The sequence below is a fragment of the Rhizobium sp. 10PS4 genome (assembly GCF_032464805.1).
Classification (GTDB): Bacteria; Pseudomonadota; Alphaproteobacteria; order Rhizobiales; family Rhizobiaceae; genus Rhizobium; species Rhizobium laguerreae.
Window position 1 is genome coordinate 413,856 of record NZ_JAWDIW010000003.1, and the last position, 16,008, is coordinate 429,863.

Genomic DNA, 16,008 nt, shown 5'->3' on the forward strand with positions numbered 1-16,008 from the left:
GGCGCCGGTCGATCGTCCTGGCACCCTGTCCGCTTCGGCGAGAAGCGGACAGGGTTTGTTCGGAGACAGAGGAAAGGCTCAGCGGCCGCCCTCGATCTTGCGATGGCGTTGGTTGATACCGCCCTTTCCATAGGGATAGTCGAACGGCTGAGGCGCGCTCACATCGTTCAGTTTGGCCATCTCGTCGTCGGAGAGTTTGAGCTTCATGGCGCCCAAATTGTCGGCGAGCTGTTCGGGCGTGCGGGCGCCGAGGATCACGGACGTGATCGCCGGCTGCGCTGCCGTCCAGGCCAGCGCCACCTGCGCCATGCTGACGCCATGCGCCTTGGCGATCTCCTCGACGACAGCGATGATCGCCCAGGTTCGTTCCAGCGCATTGCGCGGCGCATAGGATTCGCCGCCGCGATTGGGGTTTTCGCCGAGGCGGGTGGCACCCGTCGGCATCTCGTCGCGCTTGTATTTGCCGGTCAGCCAGCCGCCGCCGAGCGGCGACCACGGCAACAGACCCATGCCGGCATCCTGGCAGGCCGCGATGATCTCGAGTTCGATGTCGCGCACCAGCAGATTATATTGCGGCTGCAGCGTCACCGGGCGGGTATAACCGCGCGCCTTGGCGATCTCCGAGGCCTTGGCGATGTGCCAGCCGACATAGTTGGAGAAGCCGTAATAGCCGATCTTGCCGGAGGAAACCGCATCGTCGAGGAAACGCAGCGTCTCCTCGATCGGCGTCAGCGCGTCCCAGGCATGCATCTGGTAAAGGTCGATCTGCTCGAGGCCGAGGCGGCGGAGCGAATCGTCGAGCGCCTGGCCAAGATGCCGGCGCGACAGGCCGATATCGTTGGGGCCGTTGCCCATCGGGAACCGCCCCTTGGTGGCGACGATCGCCTGGCGGGCCTCGGTCGGGCGCGCCTTCAGCCAGCGTCCGATGATCTCTTCTGACTTGCCGGCGCTATAGACATCGGCGGTATCGATGAAATTGCCGCCCCAGGCGAAATAATCGTCGAGCAGCTTGTGCGAGGCGGCCTCATCGGCCTCCGCGCCGAAGGTCATGGTGCCGAGGCAATAGGCGGTGACGACGGTCCCGCTCGGACCGAGCTTGCGATAATCCATTTCTTCCTCCTCATGCGGATACCCGCAGCCGACGTGCAAACGTCGGGGTAGAAGCCGGGGCTCCTGCAATCAATGACAATGACAATATTGTGCTTGAGGCGGCGGCTTGCCGCCGGATGACGTATAGCGCCCTGGGCTGGGAGCACAGGGGCGAGGGCAGCATAACCAATCCCGCCCGCGCGACCAAGTGAGAAAAAAATATTCCTGCTGCCGTGGCAGCCGGCGAAGGCACGGATTTCACGAAAACGAGTCGGCAATCCGATCGGCAGCCGCAACACCGGTCTCGTAGGCGCCGTGCGCCGTCGAATAACGCGACGTCGAACAGGCCTCGCCGGCAAAGAAGATCCGCTCGTCATGCGGCGCGGCGAGACGGCCGCGTTGATCGGAGGCGCCGGGTTCGGCGTAGGAATAGGAGCCGCCGATATGGGGCGCCGCAGCCCAGGCCGACATCGCGACGACCGACAGCTCCTTGCGGATGTCGGCACCGAAATGTGCCGCCAGTTCGTCTCCAGCGAAGGAAGAGGCAGCCTCTCTGCCTTGCCTCTCCAGATCATGCGCGAGGTCGCCGGCGAAATAGGCCTCGACGACGGGAGCGCCGAACGGCCGGAGCTGATAGGTGCCGGTCGCGCCGTGACTGTTGGAGCCGAGCATATGCGTGTCCGCCGGCAGCGCCTCCTGATTTGCGAGCTTCAAGAAGAGCTTGTCGGCGAGCCCGAGCGGCAAACGGGCCGCTGCCTCGATCTTGTCAGGCAAAGGCGGGTCGAAGGCGATCTTGCCGGCGGCAAGCACATTCGTCGAAACGGTCACCAGCACCGCGCGGGCACTGAGCACACCCTGGTTCGTCTCGATGACGATACGGCCGGCATGACGATGGTCAATGCGCGTAACCTCGGTGCCGCGCCTTGCCCGAACCGGCTTGCCGTAATGCGAGACCAGCCTTCCATAGCCCTCGCGCACCCGCCAGTCAGGGCCGGGGCCGGGATCATATCTGTTGTAGTCGACGACCGACGACCGCTCCAGTTCGGCGCCGGTGATGTAGGTGCCGACCGCCCGGATCTGGCCGTTCCAGGGATTGCCGGGCTCGAGCATATCGGCCATGGCCGCATCATTCCCCGCGTGGCTCTCGAGGCGCTTGAAATAGGCGCCGATCGCCTGACTTGCGGCGTGCGCCTCCGCGTCATCCCGCTGAAGCCGCCGTCCGCCATCGTTCCAGGGCGCAGGCGTGCGGTCGACCGTCAGTCCGACCTCGCCGGCGATTGCAGTCCAGGCATTGGTCCGCGCGCCATGCAGCCAGCCGCAGCCGAGATCAAGCCCGATGTCGAACGCTTCAGGCAGACTGGCCGTCCAGGCGCGACCGCCGAGACGATCGCCAGCTTCAAGCAGGAGGATGGACAGGTCCGGGCGGATTGCCAGCAGGCGACGGGCGGCGGCAATGCCGGCGGCACCGGCGCCGATGATAACGACATCCTCGTCGGCACCTTTGCTGTTGTCACCAGGCATACATTCTCCTTCGGTCGCGCGACGGTTAAGTGGAAAGGGTCGCGCTCATGCCAACCCGCTTGCTATTGCAGCTGTTCCAGCAGCCGCCGGAGTGCTGTCCGCAGATCGTCCATCTGCTGCTGGCTGGTCAAGGCCGCCCAGCTTTCATCGACACGCCGGCCCGCCGCCATCGCTATCGGCCTGACCCCCTGGCCTTTTTCCGTCAGAAACACCAGCCGGCCGCGGCGGTCGTTCGGATCAGGCCGGCGCTCGACATAACCCAAGCGCTCGAGTTCTTCCACGGCCTGCGTCATCGTCTGCTTGCGAACACGGGCGAGCTTGGTCAGCTCGCTGACCTGGATGCCCTCTGGGCGCGCGAAGGTGAAGACATTGGCGTGCGGCGGGCGGATATCGCCGTAGCCGGCCTCATCGAGTGCCGCTTCGACGGCCTGTGTCCAATGCTGATGGACCAGACGCAACAACAGGCCAAGGGAAGACGACGACATGAAACCCCGCGCAGCAATATCGACAGTCACCTGTCTATATGATAAATGGACAGTCGCCTGCCTATATAGCACGAAAGCGTGGAGCTCCATATGCCGACCATCGATATCCTCACCTCGTTCATCTCCTACGAGGAGCTGGGGGAGGGCGACCCGATCGTCTTCCTTCACGGCAATCCCACCTCATCGCATCTCTGGCGGAACATCATGCCCGGTATCGGGTCGGGCCGCTGCCTGGCGCCCGATCTGATCGGCATGGGGCGCTCCGGCAAACCCGACATCGGCTATCGCTATGGCGATCACATCGCCTATCTCGACGCCTGGTTCGATGCGCTTGCCCTCGACGACATTGTGCTCGTCGGCCACGACTGGGGCGGCGCGCTGGCATTCGACTGGGCCTCGCGCCACGCCGAGCGGGTGCGCGGCATCGCCTTCATGGAAACCATTCTGCGGCCGATGAGCTGGGAGGATCTGCCAGGCGGCGGAAAGGCGCGTTATGAACTGTTGCGGGGTGCGGGAACCGGCGAGGCCAAGGTCCTCGACGAAAATTTCTTCATCGAACAGGCCTTGCGAGCGACCACGCTGAAAGGGCTTAGCGATGCCGACTGGGATGTCTACCGCGCACCCTATCCGGACCGTAACAGCCGGCGCCCGCTGCTGAAATGGCCGCGTGCCATGCCGATCAACGGCGAGCCGGCCGATGTAGTCGCCAGGATTGAGGGCTATGACCGCTGGCTTTCCGCCAGTCCTGAGGTTCCCAAGCTGCTGCTGACCTTCGAAGGCCCCCCCGAAACGCTGTTAATCGGCAGCGAGATGATTTCGTGGTGCCTCGACAACATCGCAGGCCTGGAGATCAGAGGGTGTGGGCCGGCACGCCATATCGCCCCCGAGGACCAGCCCGAGGCGATTGCCACCGAAATCAAAAGCTGGATCGACAGGAGCGGGCTGAGAGCAGCGCACCGGAAGGTCGCGTCTCAGTCATGAAGATCTGCCTCGGCGGCACCGTGACTGCGACATGACAGACTGTTGCAATGTTGAGCCGGTTCATAGGTGGGATCAATCAGCCACCGTGAAGGTCCCATGCCACGTTTCGATCGACGACGCTTTCTTCTCGCCTGGCTTCGCGCGCCGCTGCGCATCGCCTCGATCACGCCTTCAGGCCCCCGCCTTGCGGGCCTGATGACCAAGGAAATTTCTACGTTAACCGGGCCGGTTCTCGAACTCGGCCCGGGCACCGGCGTTTTCACCGCAGCCCTTTTGGAACGCGGCATTGCCGAGCGCGATCTGACGCTGGTCGAATACGAGCGGGATTTCGCCACCCTGCTTCAAGGCCGCTTTCCCGATGCCAGGGTGCTGTGGGTGGACGTGCGGCAGATGTGGAAGACGGCGCTTTCCGGAAGCTTCTTCGGCGGTGTCGTCAGCGGGCTTCCGCTTCTTGCCATGCGGTCGGAGGACGTGCGGACGCTCCTCGAGGGCTGCTTTTCCAACCTCAGACCGCACGGTGCCTTCTATCAGTTCACCTACGGGCCGAAATGCCCGGTGCCCGTCGAAATCCTCGACTCCCTCGACCTTGTCGCCACGAGGATCGGCTGGACGTTGCGCAATATCCCGCCGGCCGCGGTCTATCGGATCAGCCGCAGGTACCAGCCGATGATATTGATCGAGCAGCGCCGCGCGTGATGACGGATACGATCCTTTGCTACGCGGCGGCGATCCCGCATTCGATGCGCGACAGGCATCGCAGACTTGTTCGAGGGTGATATGGTTTCCACCTATGGACCGACGGCCCCCGATAGGTCCCCGATAGGAATGTGAGATGCGCATATTACTGATCGAGGATGAACCTCAAATGGCCGTGGCGCTCCGAGGCGCCCTGACCAGGCACGACATGGTGATGGATCATGTTTCGACGCTGTGCGACGCCGAACTGGTGATCGGCGACGGCGCCTACGACGCCGTCCTTCTGGATCGGCAACTGCCTGACGGCGATGGCCTCGAACTTATTCCGAAGATCCGCAAGAAGGGGCTGACGCTGCCGATCATCGTCATCACCGCCAAGGGAGAGGTTCCAGACAGGATCACCGGCCTTGAGACCGGCGCCGACGACTACCTTGCCAAGCCCTTCGTCTTCGACGAACTTCTGGCGCGGCTGCGTGCCGTGATGCGCCGCTCCGAAACCTTGCGCCCGGCGCTGATCTCGATCGGCCGTCTTTCGTTCGATCCGACCTATTGCGACATCATCGTCTCCGGCCTGCGTCTGGAAATGCCGCGCCGGGAGGCGCTGGTGCTCGAATGCCTCATGCGCCGCGCCGGTCGCATGGTGCCGCGACCGGCCTTGATGGAAGCGGTCTTCGGCTTCGACGACGAGATCCAGTCGAACGCGCTCGATTCCCACATATCGCGGTTGCGGCGCAAGCTGGCGGCATCGCAAGCAGGCGTGGTCATCAACGTTATCCGGGGCGTGGGTTATCTCCTGCGGGAAGCATCATGAGCAAACGATGCTCCTATTCGCTGCGCAAGCGCCTGTTCTGGCGCCTTCTTGCCGTGCAATCGGTCGTGCTCATCCTGGTGATGATCGTGCTGATTTCGGTTGGCAAGATATCCGAATACAGGTCGACGGAGGGCACGATCGAGGTCCTGCGCCAGGCCGTCTTCCGGCAACCCACCGGAGAGTTGAGCCTGAGGGAGACCGAGGATCTGCGGCAGCTGCGCAAGGACGCGCCCGATCTCTGGTACACTGTCCGTGACATGCAGGGACATGTTTTGACCGAGGGCCAGATTCCGGAAGAATATGCCACAATCGGCAACACGCTCGATCATGTCGTCGAGGCCGAGTTCGGCGCGAATCTCGGCGACCACGACCGTCCGGCTGCCCGGATGAAGTGGATTGCGACGGATTGGGGACAGGTGCAGTTTCTGACGAGCACCGACGGCCCCATCTCGTCCACCTTGATCCTGCTCAAGCTTTCGCTGGTGCTTGCGAAGATTGTCATTCCCATCGTCGCGGTGATGGCGTTGGGTGCGTTGATCGCGACGCCGCTCGTCGTGCGACGATCGCTGGTCGGGATCGATCAGGCCGCGCTCCAGGCCGATACGATCGATATCGACCAGCGTGGCGGCCGGCTGTCGGAACACGATATTCCCGAAGAGATCGCGCCGCTGGTGCACGCCGTCAACCGCGCGCTCGGACGTCTCGACGAGGGTTACGAGCGGCAGGAACGGTTTCTGACCGATGCCGCCCATGAGCTGCGCACGCCGATCGCCATTCTGAACACGAGAATTGGAGCCCTGCCGCACAGTTCGATCAAGACCGACCTCCTGGAAGATGCAGCCAGGCTCGCCGTACTCACCGAGCAGATGCTCGATCTTCAGCGACTGAAACAGGGCAAGGTCCAGTTCACCAAGGTCGATCTCGGCCAGTTGGCGAGGAAGGTCATGATCGAGATGGCGCCGCTGGCCTTTGCCGCCGGCTACACGGTACAGTTCGATGTCGACGGCGCCGGCGAGATCGAGGGCGATCCTCTGGCGCTGCAGCGCGCCCTGATGAACATCCTGCAGAACGCGATCAACCATGGCGGCAGGAAAGGCACCATCTCGCTGACATCAGGCTGCAACTGGATCGAAGTCAGGGACGAGGGACCGGGCATCCCCGCCGATATGCGCGATCGCATATTCGAGCCGTTCTTCAAGCGCCATCACGACGGACGCGGTGCCGGCCTCGGCCTTAATCTCGTCCGCGACATCCTGCGCATGCACGGCGGTGAGGTGACGATCGACAACTACAGTCCAGGCGCGGTCTGCCGGCTGAGCTTCCCGACGGACAAAACGGCACATGTTGATACTCCACCACATCTGGCGACTGCATAATTCAAGGTGCTAGCGGCGCCTCTCGAAAAGGCGTGGTGCTGTCCGTGCGATGGATTAAATCGCCTCTTCATGACATATAGATTCGATGAGCGTGCACAGAGATTCGCAACTCGACATGTTTGCCAAGGCATCGCCAGCAACGGCCAAGGCACGCGGTCCATCGCACCGGCGGCCATCGCAGCCGGTCGTCCACTCCAATGAAGACATGGCGCGGACGCTCGAAGAGAGCGGCAACTATCGCATCTTGAGAAAACTGGCCACCCGGCCGATTGCGTCAGTCAGACGGCCGGGGTTTTCGCGGCTCGGCGTCATCCTCGATACGGAGACCACAGGTCTCAACCACCGCAACGACGAGATCATCGAAATCGGCGCCATCGCCTTCACCTTCGACGATGACGGCACGATCGGCGATATCGTCGGCATTTACGGCGGCCTGCAACAGCCGTCCCGGCCGATCCCGCCCGAGATCACCCGGCTGACGGGTATCACCGATGCGATGGTCGAAGGACAGCTCATCGATATCCAATCGCTGAGAACTCTGATCGAGCCGGCGGATCTGATCATTGCCCACAATGCCGGTTTCGACCGGCCGTTCTGCGAGGCCTTCTCGAAGATTTTCACCGGCAAGGCCTGGGCATGCTCGGTTTCGGAGATCGACTGGAGCGGCCGCGGCTTCGAGGGTACGAAGCTCGGCTATCTCGTCGGCCAGGCCGGGTATTTCCACGAAGGCCATCGCGCCGTGGACGACTGCCACGCACTGCTGGAAATCCTCGATCGGGAGCAGCGCGGCGGTGAAAGCCCGTTCACCGAGCTTTACCGCGCCAGCCAGCGCTCGCGCATCCGTATCTTTGCCGAACACAGCCCGTTCGAGATGAAGGATCATCTGAAGGGGAGGGGTTATCGCTGGTCGGACGGCAGCGACGGCCGCCTGAAGTCCTGGTGGATCGAAGTCGGCGAAGAGGATCTCGACGACGAACTCTCCTATCTGCGCTCGGATATTTACCGATGGGCAGAGGCGGAGCCGCCGATCGTGCGGCTGACGGCCTTCGATCGTTTCAAACTCTGACCGCGAAGCGGTTCGGATCCTGAGCTGCAAGATATGGCCACCCATGCAAGTGCCGCATAGGTGCACTGATGCATTGGCGCTGCAATAATCAGCGGTCTCGTATTATATACACCTCATCGAAGCGAACGAAGCGCCAAGGACTGGCAGCTAAGCTTCGAAAGCCCACGAAAGGGGATCATCATGAACGTAGCACGCTCTTTCAATAACTGGCGCAAGTATCGTCAGACGGTCGCTGAACTGGGTCGTATGTCCGCACGCGAACTGGACGACCTCGGCATCGGCCGCGGCGACATCCGCAACGTCGCCCGCGCAGCCATCGCCCGCTAACGGCAGCTTAGACCAAGCATCTTCAAGACCATGCCAGCGCCTGCTTCCTCCCGAGCGGGCGCTTTGCTTTTTGTGCTTACAGCGAATGGACCAGGGTAATCGAGCCTCCCGCTTTTCGCATAACGCATAGCTGCCCTGCAAATAAATGCCTATCAACTGAGCAAGAAATAAGTATGATTAATTCTATCGAAGCGATGCACCTCCTCCCGCGTCCCTTCGATGTACAGGCGCCCCATCCTCCTCCCAGGGTCGCTTGTGGAATGACAGCACTCCTCCTCCCAGCTGTCGTTCGGTTTTTTACGAAAGCCTGCCGCACCTCCTCCCGCGGCAGGCTTTTTCGTTTTGGCCCAAGAAAATGTCGGGCCGCGCCGAAGCATCCGCTTGCGATCGATGATGGCGTCATCATCTCCGGAAATTCTCCCGTCTATTCCCAGATTTTCTTTCGTGTTCTTGCGGGCCTTGCGTCTCCTCAAGCGAGGACCGACAAACCTGTTGACACCAAACTTGTCGTACAACTATGTAACCGGATGGATACCGCCGCAGCGGAACACGCCGGACAAGACCGGCTCCCGCAACAGCGACGACCCATGGCGACAATGAAGCGGAAGGAAAATTGACATGCAGATCGACGTGAGGCACGCCTCCCATCCAGAGGCCGTGCGCAATTTCGACACGGAGACGCTGCGGCGTCATTTTCTGGTGGAAACCGTCTTCGCGAGCGGCGAGATCCGGCTCACCTATTCGCATTACGATCGGATGGTCATCGGCGGCGCGACGCCGCTCGGCCCCGGGCTGACGCTAACGGCGCCGACGGCGGTCGGACAGGAAACCTTCCTCGCCGAGCGTGAACTCGGCGCGCTCAACATCGGCGGTGCCGGCCGCATCATCGTCGACGGCACGAACTACGATCTTGCCAAATATGATTGCCTCTATGTCGGCAAGGGTGCCAGGGACATCAGGTTCGAGAGCGCGGATGCCGCCAATCCGGCAAAGTTCTATCTGGTCTCGACGCCAGCGCATCAGGCGCACCCGACCGTATTGCTCACCCGCGAAAAGGCCCGTCACCTGACGCCGGGCGAAGCCGCGACGGCCAACAAACGGTCGATCTACCAGTTCATCCATCCTGAGGTCTGCCAGTCCTGCCAACTCACTCTGGGCTTCACCATGATCGAGCCGGGCAGCGTCTGGAACACAATGCCTGCCCATACGCATGACCGTCGCATGGAAGCCTATCTCTATTTCGATCTCGAAGCCGAGCAGCGTGTGTTCCATTTCATGGGCGAGCCGCAGCAGACCCGCCATATGCTTGTCGCCAACGAACAGGCGGTCATCTCGCCGCCCTGGTCGATCCATTCGGGTGCCGGCACCAAGAATTACAGCTTCATCTGGGCGATGGCCGGCGACAATAAGAGCTTCACCGACATGGACCATATCGCCATTGCAGATTTGAGGTGAGCGTCGTGGCAAATCCCTTCGACCTTTCCGGCCGGGTTGCCGTCGTCACCGGCGCCAATACGGGTCTCGGCCAGGCCATCGCGGCAGCGTTGGCGCAGGCCGGTGCGTCGATCGTCGCCGTCGGACGCTCCTCGATGGACGAAACCGAGGCGCTGGTGCATGAAGCGGGAAGCCGCTTCCATGTCGTCAAGGCCGATCTCGCCAGCATCGAACCGGTCAAGGGGATCGTTACCGAGACCATCCAGATCTTCGGCGGCCTCGACATCCTCGTCAACAATGCCGGCATCATCCGCCGCGCCGATGCACTCGACTTCACCGAGGAAGACTGGGACGCGGTGATCGACGTCAATCTGAAGACTGCCTTCTTCCTGTCTCAGGCGGCCGGCCGCCATATGGTCGACAAGGGCAGGGGCAAGATCATCAACATCGCCTCGCTGCTCTCCTTCCAGGGCGGCATCCGGATCCCGTCTTATACCGCCTCGAAAAGCGGCCTTGCCGGGCTGACCAAGCTGCTTGCCTGCGAATGGGCCGGCAAGGGCGTCAACGTCAACGCCATCGCCCCCGGCTACTTCGTGACCAACAACACCACGGCGCTGCGCGAAGATGCCGACCGCAATGCCGCCATCCTTGCCCGGATCCCGGCCGGGCGCTGGGGAATGCCGTCCGAACTCGGCGGTGCGGCCGTATTCCTGGCATCGTCGGCATCCGACTACGTGCATGGAACGGTGCTGCCCGTCGATGGCGGTTGGCTGGCTCGGTAATCGGTCTCACCTAAAGCGCGGGGAGCTAATCTGAAAGATCGCGACGCGCTTTAGTGCCGCTGCCCACCCCCATCGGCGTGGATGCGGAAACGAACAGGAAACGGGGTCGGCGCAGCCGCCTCGACACCAGGATTTCGAAACAGGATGGCAGATAAGGACAACGCGGTCTTCAATACCATTCAGCAGGCGCCGAACCTGCGCAGCAACCTTGCCGACATGTTGACGGCGCAAATCGAGTCCGGCGACCTGAAGCCGGGCCAGCGCCTGCCGACCGAACAGGCGATCATGACGGCAACCGGCGTCAGCCGGACGATCGTTCGCGAAGCGCTCGCCGCGCTGCGCGCGAAGGGGCTGATCACCACACGGCAAGGCCTTGGGGCTTTTGTCTCGAACGATCCAACGCCCAGATCCTTCTCCATCATTCCCAACGACCTGCAGTCGATCGACGAGGTCCTGCGTGTGCTGGAACTGCGCATGGGGGTCGAATATGAAGCCGCCGGTCTTGCGGCGCTGCGGCGCACACAGGAGGACATCGACCGTATGCAGGATCGTCTCGATGACCTAGACAAGGCGCTCGAAGAAGGCGGGTACGGCGCGCAGGAGGACTACGCCTTCCACCGGTCCATTCTGGTCGCGACGCAAAACTACTATTACGGCCGCCTCTTTGACACGTTCGGCAACATCATGGTGCCGCGGCAATGGGCGCGCTTGGACAAGATGACCTCAGCCGAGCGCAAGCGCCATGCGGCGCGAATGCGCAGGGAACACCACGCCATATTCGCGGCGATCCGCGACCGGGACGAGCCTGCCGCGCGCCGCGCCATCCGAAGCCACCTATCGAAGAGCGCCGCGCGCTTCGAAGAGCTGCGCGACGCTACTGCATAGATAGCGCCTCGTCCTGAACTGTTACGCCTTGGGTTTCGGCTTCATCAGCCGCCGCCAGGCGGCGTGATCCGTTTGCAGATCGGCGGAGGCATGGATTGCGGGCAGAAGCGGTTTACGTTTGCGCCGGCCGAAGCGCCGTTTGAAGCCGAGGATATTTCCGACGAAGCTCCTGGTGTAGAGCCCCGGGCCGCTTGAATAGATGCGCCATCCGCCGTCGACGGCAATCTCTCCCGCCTTGACGCGCCCCCATTCGGCCGCTGCCTGATAACGGTCGTGGAAAGCCGCATCACTGCTGCTGAAATAGGTGTTGCGCTGGCGCAGCGATGCATGCGGCAGCGCCGTGGTGACAGAAATCGGATTGACGACGGCGATCGCCTTCCAGAGTTCGTCCACTTCCGCCTCCAGCGCCAGCGTCTCGCAATAGCGCAGATGCGCATGCACATACATCAGCCCGATCTCGCGGCCGAAGAAGGAGGAGGATTCGGCCCGCCGAAACAGCGTCTCGGGCCCGCCGGCATAGGTCGCCGGTTTTTCCATCAGCCGCACGCCGTCGGGGAAGAGCAGATGCTCTTCGATCAGATTCATATGATCGCGTCTCTGAACCGGCGTGAAGAGGCCGCCAAGCATCGCCTGCGTCATCGAGATCAGCGAGAAATGCAGGCCGGTGCGCCGGTCGCTCGGGTGCAGCAGCAATTCGACGCCGTCATGGGCGGGATCGAAGATACCGTAGCCGGCAACGACGCCGTCGCGCACGAGATGACGGTTGAAGTCCCGGCGCATCGCCGTTGCGATCTTCCTCAAGCCCCTGGCCTTGTCGCCGTGGCCGAGGCGGCGCAGGATCGCCGAATAACGGACGATCTGCTCGTAGAGCAGGGCAACGGTCCAACTGCTGACCATCCAGTCGCGCAGATGCGGATCGGCCGGCTGCAGGGAATCGTTCCAGTCTCCCTCGCCATAGCGGATCAGATGCGTTCCAGGGATGAAAGCTTCGCGAACGGTCTCGAGCAGCTTCTCGACATGGATCGCGATGGTGTCGAGCTCCGGCGCCCTGGCCATCGTCTTTTCGTCACGCCAGGAGACTTTCTCGTCGAGGATGGCGAGATCGCCGGTCGCCTCAATATAGTCGCAGAGCGCCTTCAGCGGCCAGACGACGATGTCGCCGTGACTATCGCCCGCCCGGATGTTGGCATAGGGCTCCAGCATAAACCATTGCGGCCAATCGCCTTTTTCCAGGTATTGTTCGCTGAAGACGGTCTTCAGCACCTCCTTGGCTTCGCGATCATGCTCGTAGGCGAGCAGGAATTCGATCGGCCCTTGGCATGCGTCGCGTGTGCCCCAGGCAGCACCTGTATATTGCTCGAGGCCGTGCGGTACGCTCAGATGCACGATCGCGTCATGCGCGAGCCAGGGCAGCAGGGTCGTCTGCGCGGCGAGGTCGGGCGAGGTGCTGGCGATCGTCAGGCCGCGCACAGTGTTCCGCCAGAATTTCGATGCCGGTGCCAGCATGGCTTCATCGGTGACGCCGGCCTCATAACGTTGCGCCAGTCGCTCGGCTTCCGCCGCATCGGTCATCGAGCCGACGACGGCGAAAGAGAGCGCTTGCGTCATCAGGGATCGGAGCGCCACGAAGGCGCCATTGCGTGTTACCCCATCGCTGTAGAGCAGTTCGTCGCCGCCGATTTCCTCGATCGCGTCGGGCGTCGAACTCACCAACCAACAGCCGGCATCGGGATAACGCTCGCCCCAGAGCCAGGCCGGGTCCGGCCGGAAAAGAATGCGTTTGCCCGACGGATCGAATTCGATCTGCCCGCCGGCGTCATATTCGCGCTCGCCAAGCACGACATGGCCGAACACCAGAAAGCGGCACGGCTTGCCCTCGACGGAGACGCTCCACTGCATCGCCGCATTCTCGCCGGAGGCGACCGCCGACACGATGATCGTGCGTTCGGGGAGACGATAGATCCAGCGGCAATCGCTGAGCCCCATTTCGAAAGCCGACGGCACTGCCAGAAGCTGCCAGCCGGCGCCGACATCCGCCATGATGCGCAGCCCGCTGGCGCGGGTCAAATTGTAGGGATCGCGGGAGACGGAAAAGAGCTTGTGAAAGGACGTATTGCCGATCGTCAGCTGGGCCGCGAAAATGCCCTGCATCCAGCAGGTCGCGGCAAGCGTCGCATCGTCGAGCAGCATGTTTTCACCGCTTCTGACGATCGCGCCGTGACGGCGCGCCACCATGAGTTCCTTGTCGCGCAAGACCACGTGGCGGTTCAAAATGCCGTCCGACACGAAAAACGAAAGAAGCTTTCCGTCGACGCGCTCTTCCAGGCTCCGCGCCGGATAGAGCTGGCCGATCGCTTTTTTATTCAGCGCCTCGGCCTTCAGCAAGGCAGCATCCTGGAGAAGGCTGCGGACTGGCGCGACCTCCTCGATATCGGCGGTCGCACTGTCTGTCGCCGCGAGCTCGTCAAGCCGTGAAAGGTCGGCATCGCTCGATGCCTCGGGATGATCGGCGGCAAACACGGCAAAGAAGGTCACGGTCGCACCGCTTGCCGGAACGGAGAGCGATTTCGACTGAATGGCGGGGCATGCCGTCTCCTGCTGCCGCCGTTTGCTCGGCAGGTTGGTGCCGAAGGGGCCGACCAGCATGTCGTCGAGCCGGTCGCTCGCCTGCACCAGCTGGATCGCATCCGTGGCATAGGCGGCCGCGCCATCGAGGCAGCCCTGCACGAGCCAGGGGTTGCGGACGCCCGACTGCTTGAGATTTTGCCGGTTCATCACGACAGGGCCGAAGGTCTCGTGATCGGCGATATGATGATCGACATATTGAGAGGCATAGGCTTCGCTGTTCATCAGGAAGCCGCGATCGCCGAGACCGACGTCCTGGATCAGCACCAGATCGACCGGCAGCGTCCCATCCTTCCGATGCCGGATGGAGACACGCCAGAACCAGGCTGTTTCGGAAGGGTGAAGCTCAAGGCGGACATTGTAGCCGATATCGCCTCTCTTGCCGCTCCAGGAGAGGCTCGTCGCATCGTGCCCGAAGCTGCCGTCGGCGCGAGACCCGACAAGCTCGACGACGTCAGGTGCAGCCCCGCCGATGCGCAGATAAAGGCGACCGATGCCGCCGGTAAGCGGCGAGCCCTGGATCTGGTTGATCTGCATCGATCCCTTGTCGTCGGCATATTCGATGGCAAACAGGGTGCCGTTCGGCAAAGCCGATATCGATAGGCCGGAACCGTTGCTGATCGTGAAGAGGCCAAGCTCGTCGCGTCGGGGCATTTGAAAACTGCGGTCAAGGTCCGTGGCCATTGAGATCTCGTCGATTGGCTTCAGAAGGAAACTGGAGGATGACGCAAAATGGTTGAGAGAAATCTTACCGCTATCGCCGGTTCTCGATGAGGGCCTTGAAAGCCAGGCCAGTCGATATCACTTGATGTTCCAATTCGATAGTTGCACCGATAGGTTATTGCCAAGGCTTCAAAGGAACTGTGGTGGCCGGTGACGATGATGCCGTCAGATGCTCAATGGCGCCATACCGCGGGAACGGAGTTCCCTATCGTTTAAGTTCAAGGCAAACTGGGACGGAAACTGCTGATTCCATCTGTGCGTGCTTCTTGACGCAACTCGCAGCTCCTATTCAACGAGGTGACTATTGACGCAGTTCTTCGAAACCACTCAAGGGATCATGGCAATGGGAGCGTTCATCGGCGCCGGCGGTTTGGCCGCTGGCTCCTTGCTTCCCATCGTCATTCGACTTGCGAAGTCTGGGATCAACCGGCGCCCGAAAGCCGAGGTTAGAAACCTAGCGATGCTGACGGTGCTGGCCCTAGATGATTTTGTCGGAGCCAGCTATGCCGCCGTTCACGACATGCCCGAATTCAATCCTATGGATGAAGGCCAATTCGCGTTTCACGTTCCCGATCCAACCCTTGCACTTCCGCAAGACGCAAACTGGGCGCTTTTTAATCCCGAGCTTGTAGAAGAAATTTTGTGGTTGTCGAACCGGGTGAAGACCCTTTCTTATGCGTTGGATAGTCTCGACCTTTCCAGGCCCGGATACGATGGCTTCTTCGAGCGACGCCAAGAAGGTTATGCTGGTCTGGCGGCTGAAGCGATGGACATTATTGAGCGTATGCTTGAAGAGTTTGACATCACCCTGCCTGCCAAGCCAGATTATTATCGCCGGCGGGAAGGTCTCGTTTCAGCTGTCCAAAAGGCTGGAGAAAATAGCTCGCAGCGCCCAAAGGCTCGCACTCTCGCGCACCCGGGTGGGTCAAATGTGCTGCAACTGTTCCCAAAGGCAAACGACGACGCCGAGTAAAATCAAGCGATATCGTCGAACCCGGTCAAAGGTATCGCGTCCTCACGCATGGCCTGTTTTCCATTGGATGGCTCGTTTCAATTGCGGCCTAGGCCGGCGCCAGATCGACGCCTTCTAGAAAGTTCAAAACCCAGGTCGCGGTAGCAGCGTTCAAGATCCATCCTCCACGGCTCCTTCGGCTGGATAGTCCGCCGTTGCATAGCTGCATTGCACAAAAAATGTTTTCCAACTGGT

At 61.8% G+C, this 16,008-nt stretch carries 15 protein-coding genes; 10 read left to right on the forward strand and 5 right to left on the reverse strand.

The genetic code is table 11. The features are described 5' to 3' along the window. Positions 1–78 precede the first annotated feature (78 nt). From RWJ89_RS07700 to RWJ89_RS07710, 3 genes are all read right to left on the reverse strand, one after another. Positions 79–1,110: an aldo/keto reductase gene (locus tag RWJ89_RS07700; protein WP_316030795.1), complete on the reverse strand. Its 1,032-nt coding sequence runs from the start codon at positions 1,108–1,110 to the stop codon at positions 79–81. A 237-nt stretch (positions 1,111–1,347) separates the two neighbouring features. Further along, positions 1,348–2,610: a flavin monoamine oxidase family protein gene (locus RWJ89_RS07705; protein WP_222061432.1), complete on the reverse strand. Its 1,263-nt coding sequence runs from the start codon at positions 2,608–2,610 to the stop codon at positions 1,348–1,350. 62 nt (positions 2,611–2,672) lie between these two features. Then, entirely contained in the window at positions 2,673–3,185 is a 513-nt protein-coding gene (locus tag RWJ89_RS07710) for a MarR family winged helix-turn-helix transcriptional regulator (RefSeq protein ID WP_316030796.1), read from the reverse strand. Here RWJ89_RS07710 and RWJ89_RS07715 point away from each other — a divergent pair, their 5' ends adjacent. From RWJ89_RS07715 to RWJ89_RS07740, 6 genes are all read left to right on the forward strand, one after another. Next, positions 3,186–4,076 carry a haloalkane dehalogenase gene (locus RWJ89_RS07715; RefSeq protein ID WP_222061430.1) on the forward strand — a complete coding sequence of 297 codons (891 nt, stop codon included), beginning with the start codon at positions 3,186–3,188 and terminating at the stop codon, positions 4,074–4,076. A 96-nt stretch (positions 4,077–4,172) separates the two neighbouring features. After that, the gene (locus RWJ89_RS07720; protein WP_316030797.1) at positions 4,173–4,772 is read left to right on the forward strand and encodes a class I SAM-dependent methyltransferase; all 600 of its coding nucleotides are present in this window, start codon (positions 4,173–4,175) and stop codon (positions 4,770–4,772) included. A gap of 136 nt (positions 4,773–4,908) precedes the next feature. Beyond that, the gene (locus RWJ89_RS07725; RefSeq protein WP_011655266.1) at positions 4,909–5,583 is read left to right on the forward strand and encodes a response regulator transcription factor; all 675 of its coding nucleotides are present in this window, start codon (positions 4,909–4,911) and stop codon (positions 5,581–5,583) included. Next, complete coding sequence (locus RWJ89_RS07730) at positions 5,580–6,959, forward strand: ATP-binding protein (protein ID WP_316030798.1); 1,380 nt, start codon at positions 5,580–5,582, stop codon at positions 6,957–6,959. The genes RWJ89_RS07725 and RWJ89_RS07730 overlap by 4 nt, the downstream gene beginning before the upstream one ends. 85 nt (positions 6,960–7,044) lie before the next feature. Beyond that, complete coding sequence (locus RWJ89_RS07735) at positions 7,045–8,025, forward strand: 3'-5' exonuclease (RefSeq protein WP_316030799.1); 981 nt, start codon at positions 7,045–7,047, stop codon at positions 8,023–8,025. 180 nt (positions 8,026–8,205) lie between these two features. Beyond that, positions 8,206–8,352: a DUF1127 domain-containing protein gene (locus tag RWJ89_RS07740; RefSeq protein WP_003594835.1), complete on the forward strand. Its 147-nt coding sequence runs from the start codon at positions 8,206–8,208 to the stop codon at positions 8,350–8,352. A 152-nt stretch (positions 8,353–8,504) separates the two neighbouring features. On the opposite strand, the gene RWJ89_RS07745 is transcribed toward RWJ89_RS07740, so the two are convergent. Beyond that, positions 8,505–8,867 (reverse strand): hypothetical protein, encoded by a 363-nt coding sequence (locus RWJ89_RS07745; protein WP_316030800.1) that lies wholly within the window; start codon positions 8,865–8,867, stop codon positions 8,505–8,507. 103 nt (positions 8,868–8,970) lie between these two features. Here RWJ89_RS07745 and kduI point away from each other — a divergent pair, with 103 nt between their 5' ends. From kduI to RWJ89_RS07760, 3 genes are all read left to right on the forward strand, one after another. Next, on the forward strand, positions 8,971–9,807 hold the full coding sequence (kduI, locus tag RWJ89_RS07750) for a 5-dehydro-4-deoxy-D-glucuronate isomerase (RefSeq protein ID WP_221999161.1): 837 nt from the start codon (positions 8,971–8,973) through the stop codon (positions 9,805–9,807). Then, a complete protein-coding gene (gene kduD, locus RWJ89_RS07755; protein WP_316030801.1) occupies positions 9,804–10,568 on the forward strand; it encodes a 2-dehydro-3-deoxy-D-gluconate 5-dehydrogenase KduD in 765 nt (254 codons plus the stop codon). The genes kduI and kduD overlap by 4 nt, the downstream gene beginning before the upstream one ends. A 144-nt stretch (positions 10,569–10,712) precedes the next feature. Further along, positions 10,713–11,453, forward strand: coding sequence for a FadR/GntR family transcriptional regulator (locus RWJ89_RS07760; protein ID WP_077980053.1), 741 nt, complete (start codon positions 10,713–10,715; stop codon positions 11,451–11,453). 21 nt (positions 11,454–11,474) lie between these two features. Here the strand turns inward: RWJ89_RS07760 and RWJ89_RS07765 are convergent, their stop codons facing one another. Beyond that, positions 11,475–14,762: a GH36-type glycosyl hydrolase domain-containing protein gene (locus tag RWJ89_RS07765; RefSeq protein WP_316030802.1), complete on the reverse strand. Its 3,288-nt coding sequence runs from the start codon at positions 14,760–14,762 to the stop codon at positions 11,475–11,477. A gap of 343 nt (positions 14,763–15,105) precedes the next feature. On the opposite strand from RWJ89_RS07765, the gene RWJ89_RS07770 reads away from it, so the two are divergent. Beyond that, on the forward strand, positions 15,106–15,774 hold the full coding sequence (locus tag RWJ89_RS07770; RefSeq protein WP_131662524.1) for a hypothetical protein: 669 nt from the start codon (positions 15,106–15,108) through the stop codon (positions 15,772–15,774). The last annotated feature ends 234 nt before the right edge of the window (positions 15,775–16,008 follow it).

What these genes read in the sequence shown, in the direction of transcription:
- RWJ89_RS07700 (WP_316030795.1), bottom strand. Translation starts at nt 1,110, where the DNA reads ATGGATTATCGCAAGCTCGGTCCGAGCGGGACCGTCGTCACCGCCTAT.
- RWJ89_RS07705 (WP_222061432.1), bottom strand. Translation starts at nt 2,610, where the DNA reads ATGCCTGGTGACAACAGCAAAGGTGCCGACGAGGATGTCGTTATCATC.
- RWJ89_RS07710 (WP_316030796.1), bottom strand. Translation starts at nt 3,185, where the DNA reads ATGGAGCTCCACGCTTTCGTGCTATATAGGCAGGCGACTGTCCATTTA.
- RWJ89_RS07715 (WP_222061430.1), top strand. Translation starts at nt 3,186, where the DNA reads ATGCCGACCATCGATATCCTCACCTCGTTCATCTCCTACGAGGAGCTG.
- RWJ89_RS07720 (WP_316030797.1), top strand. Translation starts at nt 4,173, where the DNA reads ATGCCACGTTTCGATCGACGACGCTTTCTTCTCGCCTGGCTTCGCGCG.
- RWJ89_RS07725 (WP_011655266.1), top strand. Translation starts at nt 4,909, where the DNA reads ATGCGCATATTACTGATCGAGGATGAACCTCAAATGGCCGTGGCGCTC.
- RWJ89_RS07730 (WP_316030798.1), top strand. Translation starts at nt 5,580, where the DNA reads ATGAGCAAACGATGCTCCTATTCGCTGCGCAAGCGCCTGTTCTGGCGC.
- RWJ89_RS07735 (WP_316030799.1), top strand. Translation starts at nt 7,045, where the DNA reads ATGAGCGTGCACAGAGATTCGCAACTCGACATGTTTGCCAAGGCATCG.
- RWJ89_RS07740 (WP_003594835.1), top strand. Translation starts at nt 8,206, where the DNA reads ATGAACGTAGCACGCTCTTTCAATAACTGGCGCAAGTATCGTCAGACG.
- kduI (WP_221999161.1), top strand. Translation starts at nt 8,971, where the DNA reads ATGCAGATCGACGTGAGGCACGCCTCCCATCCAGAGGCCGTGCGCAAT.
- RWJ89_RS07760 (WP_077980053.1), top strand. Translation starts at nt 10,713, where the DNA reads ATGGCAGATAAGGACAACGCGGTCTTCAATACCATTCAGCAGGCGCCG.
- RWJ89_RS07765 (WP_316030802.1), bottom strand. Translation starts at nt 14,762, where the DNA reads ATGGCCACGGACCTTGACCGCAGTTTTCAAATGCCCCGACGCGACGAG.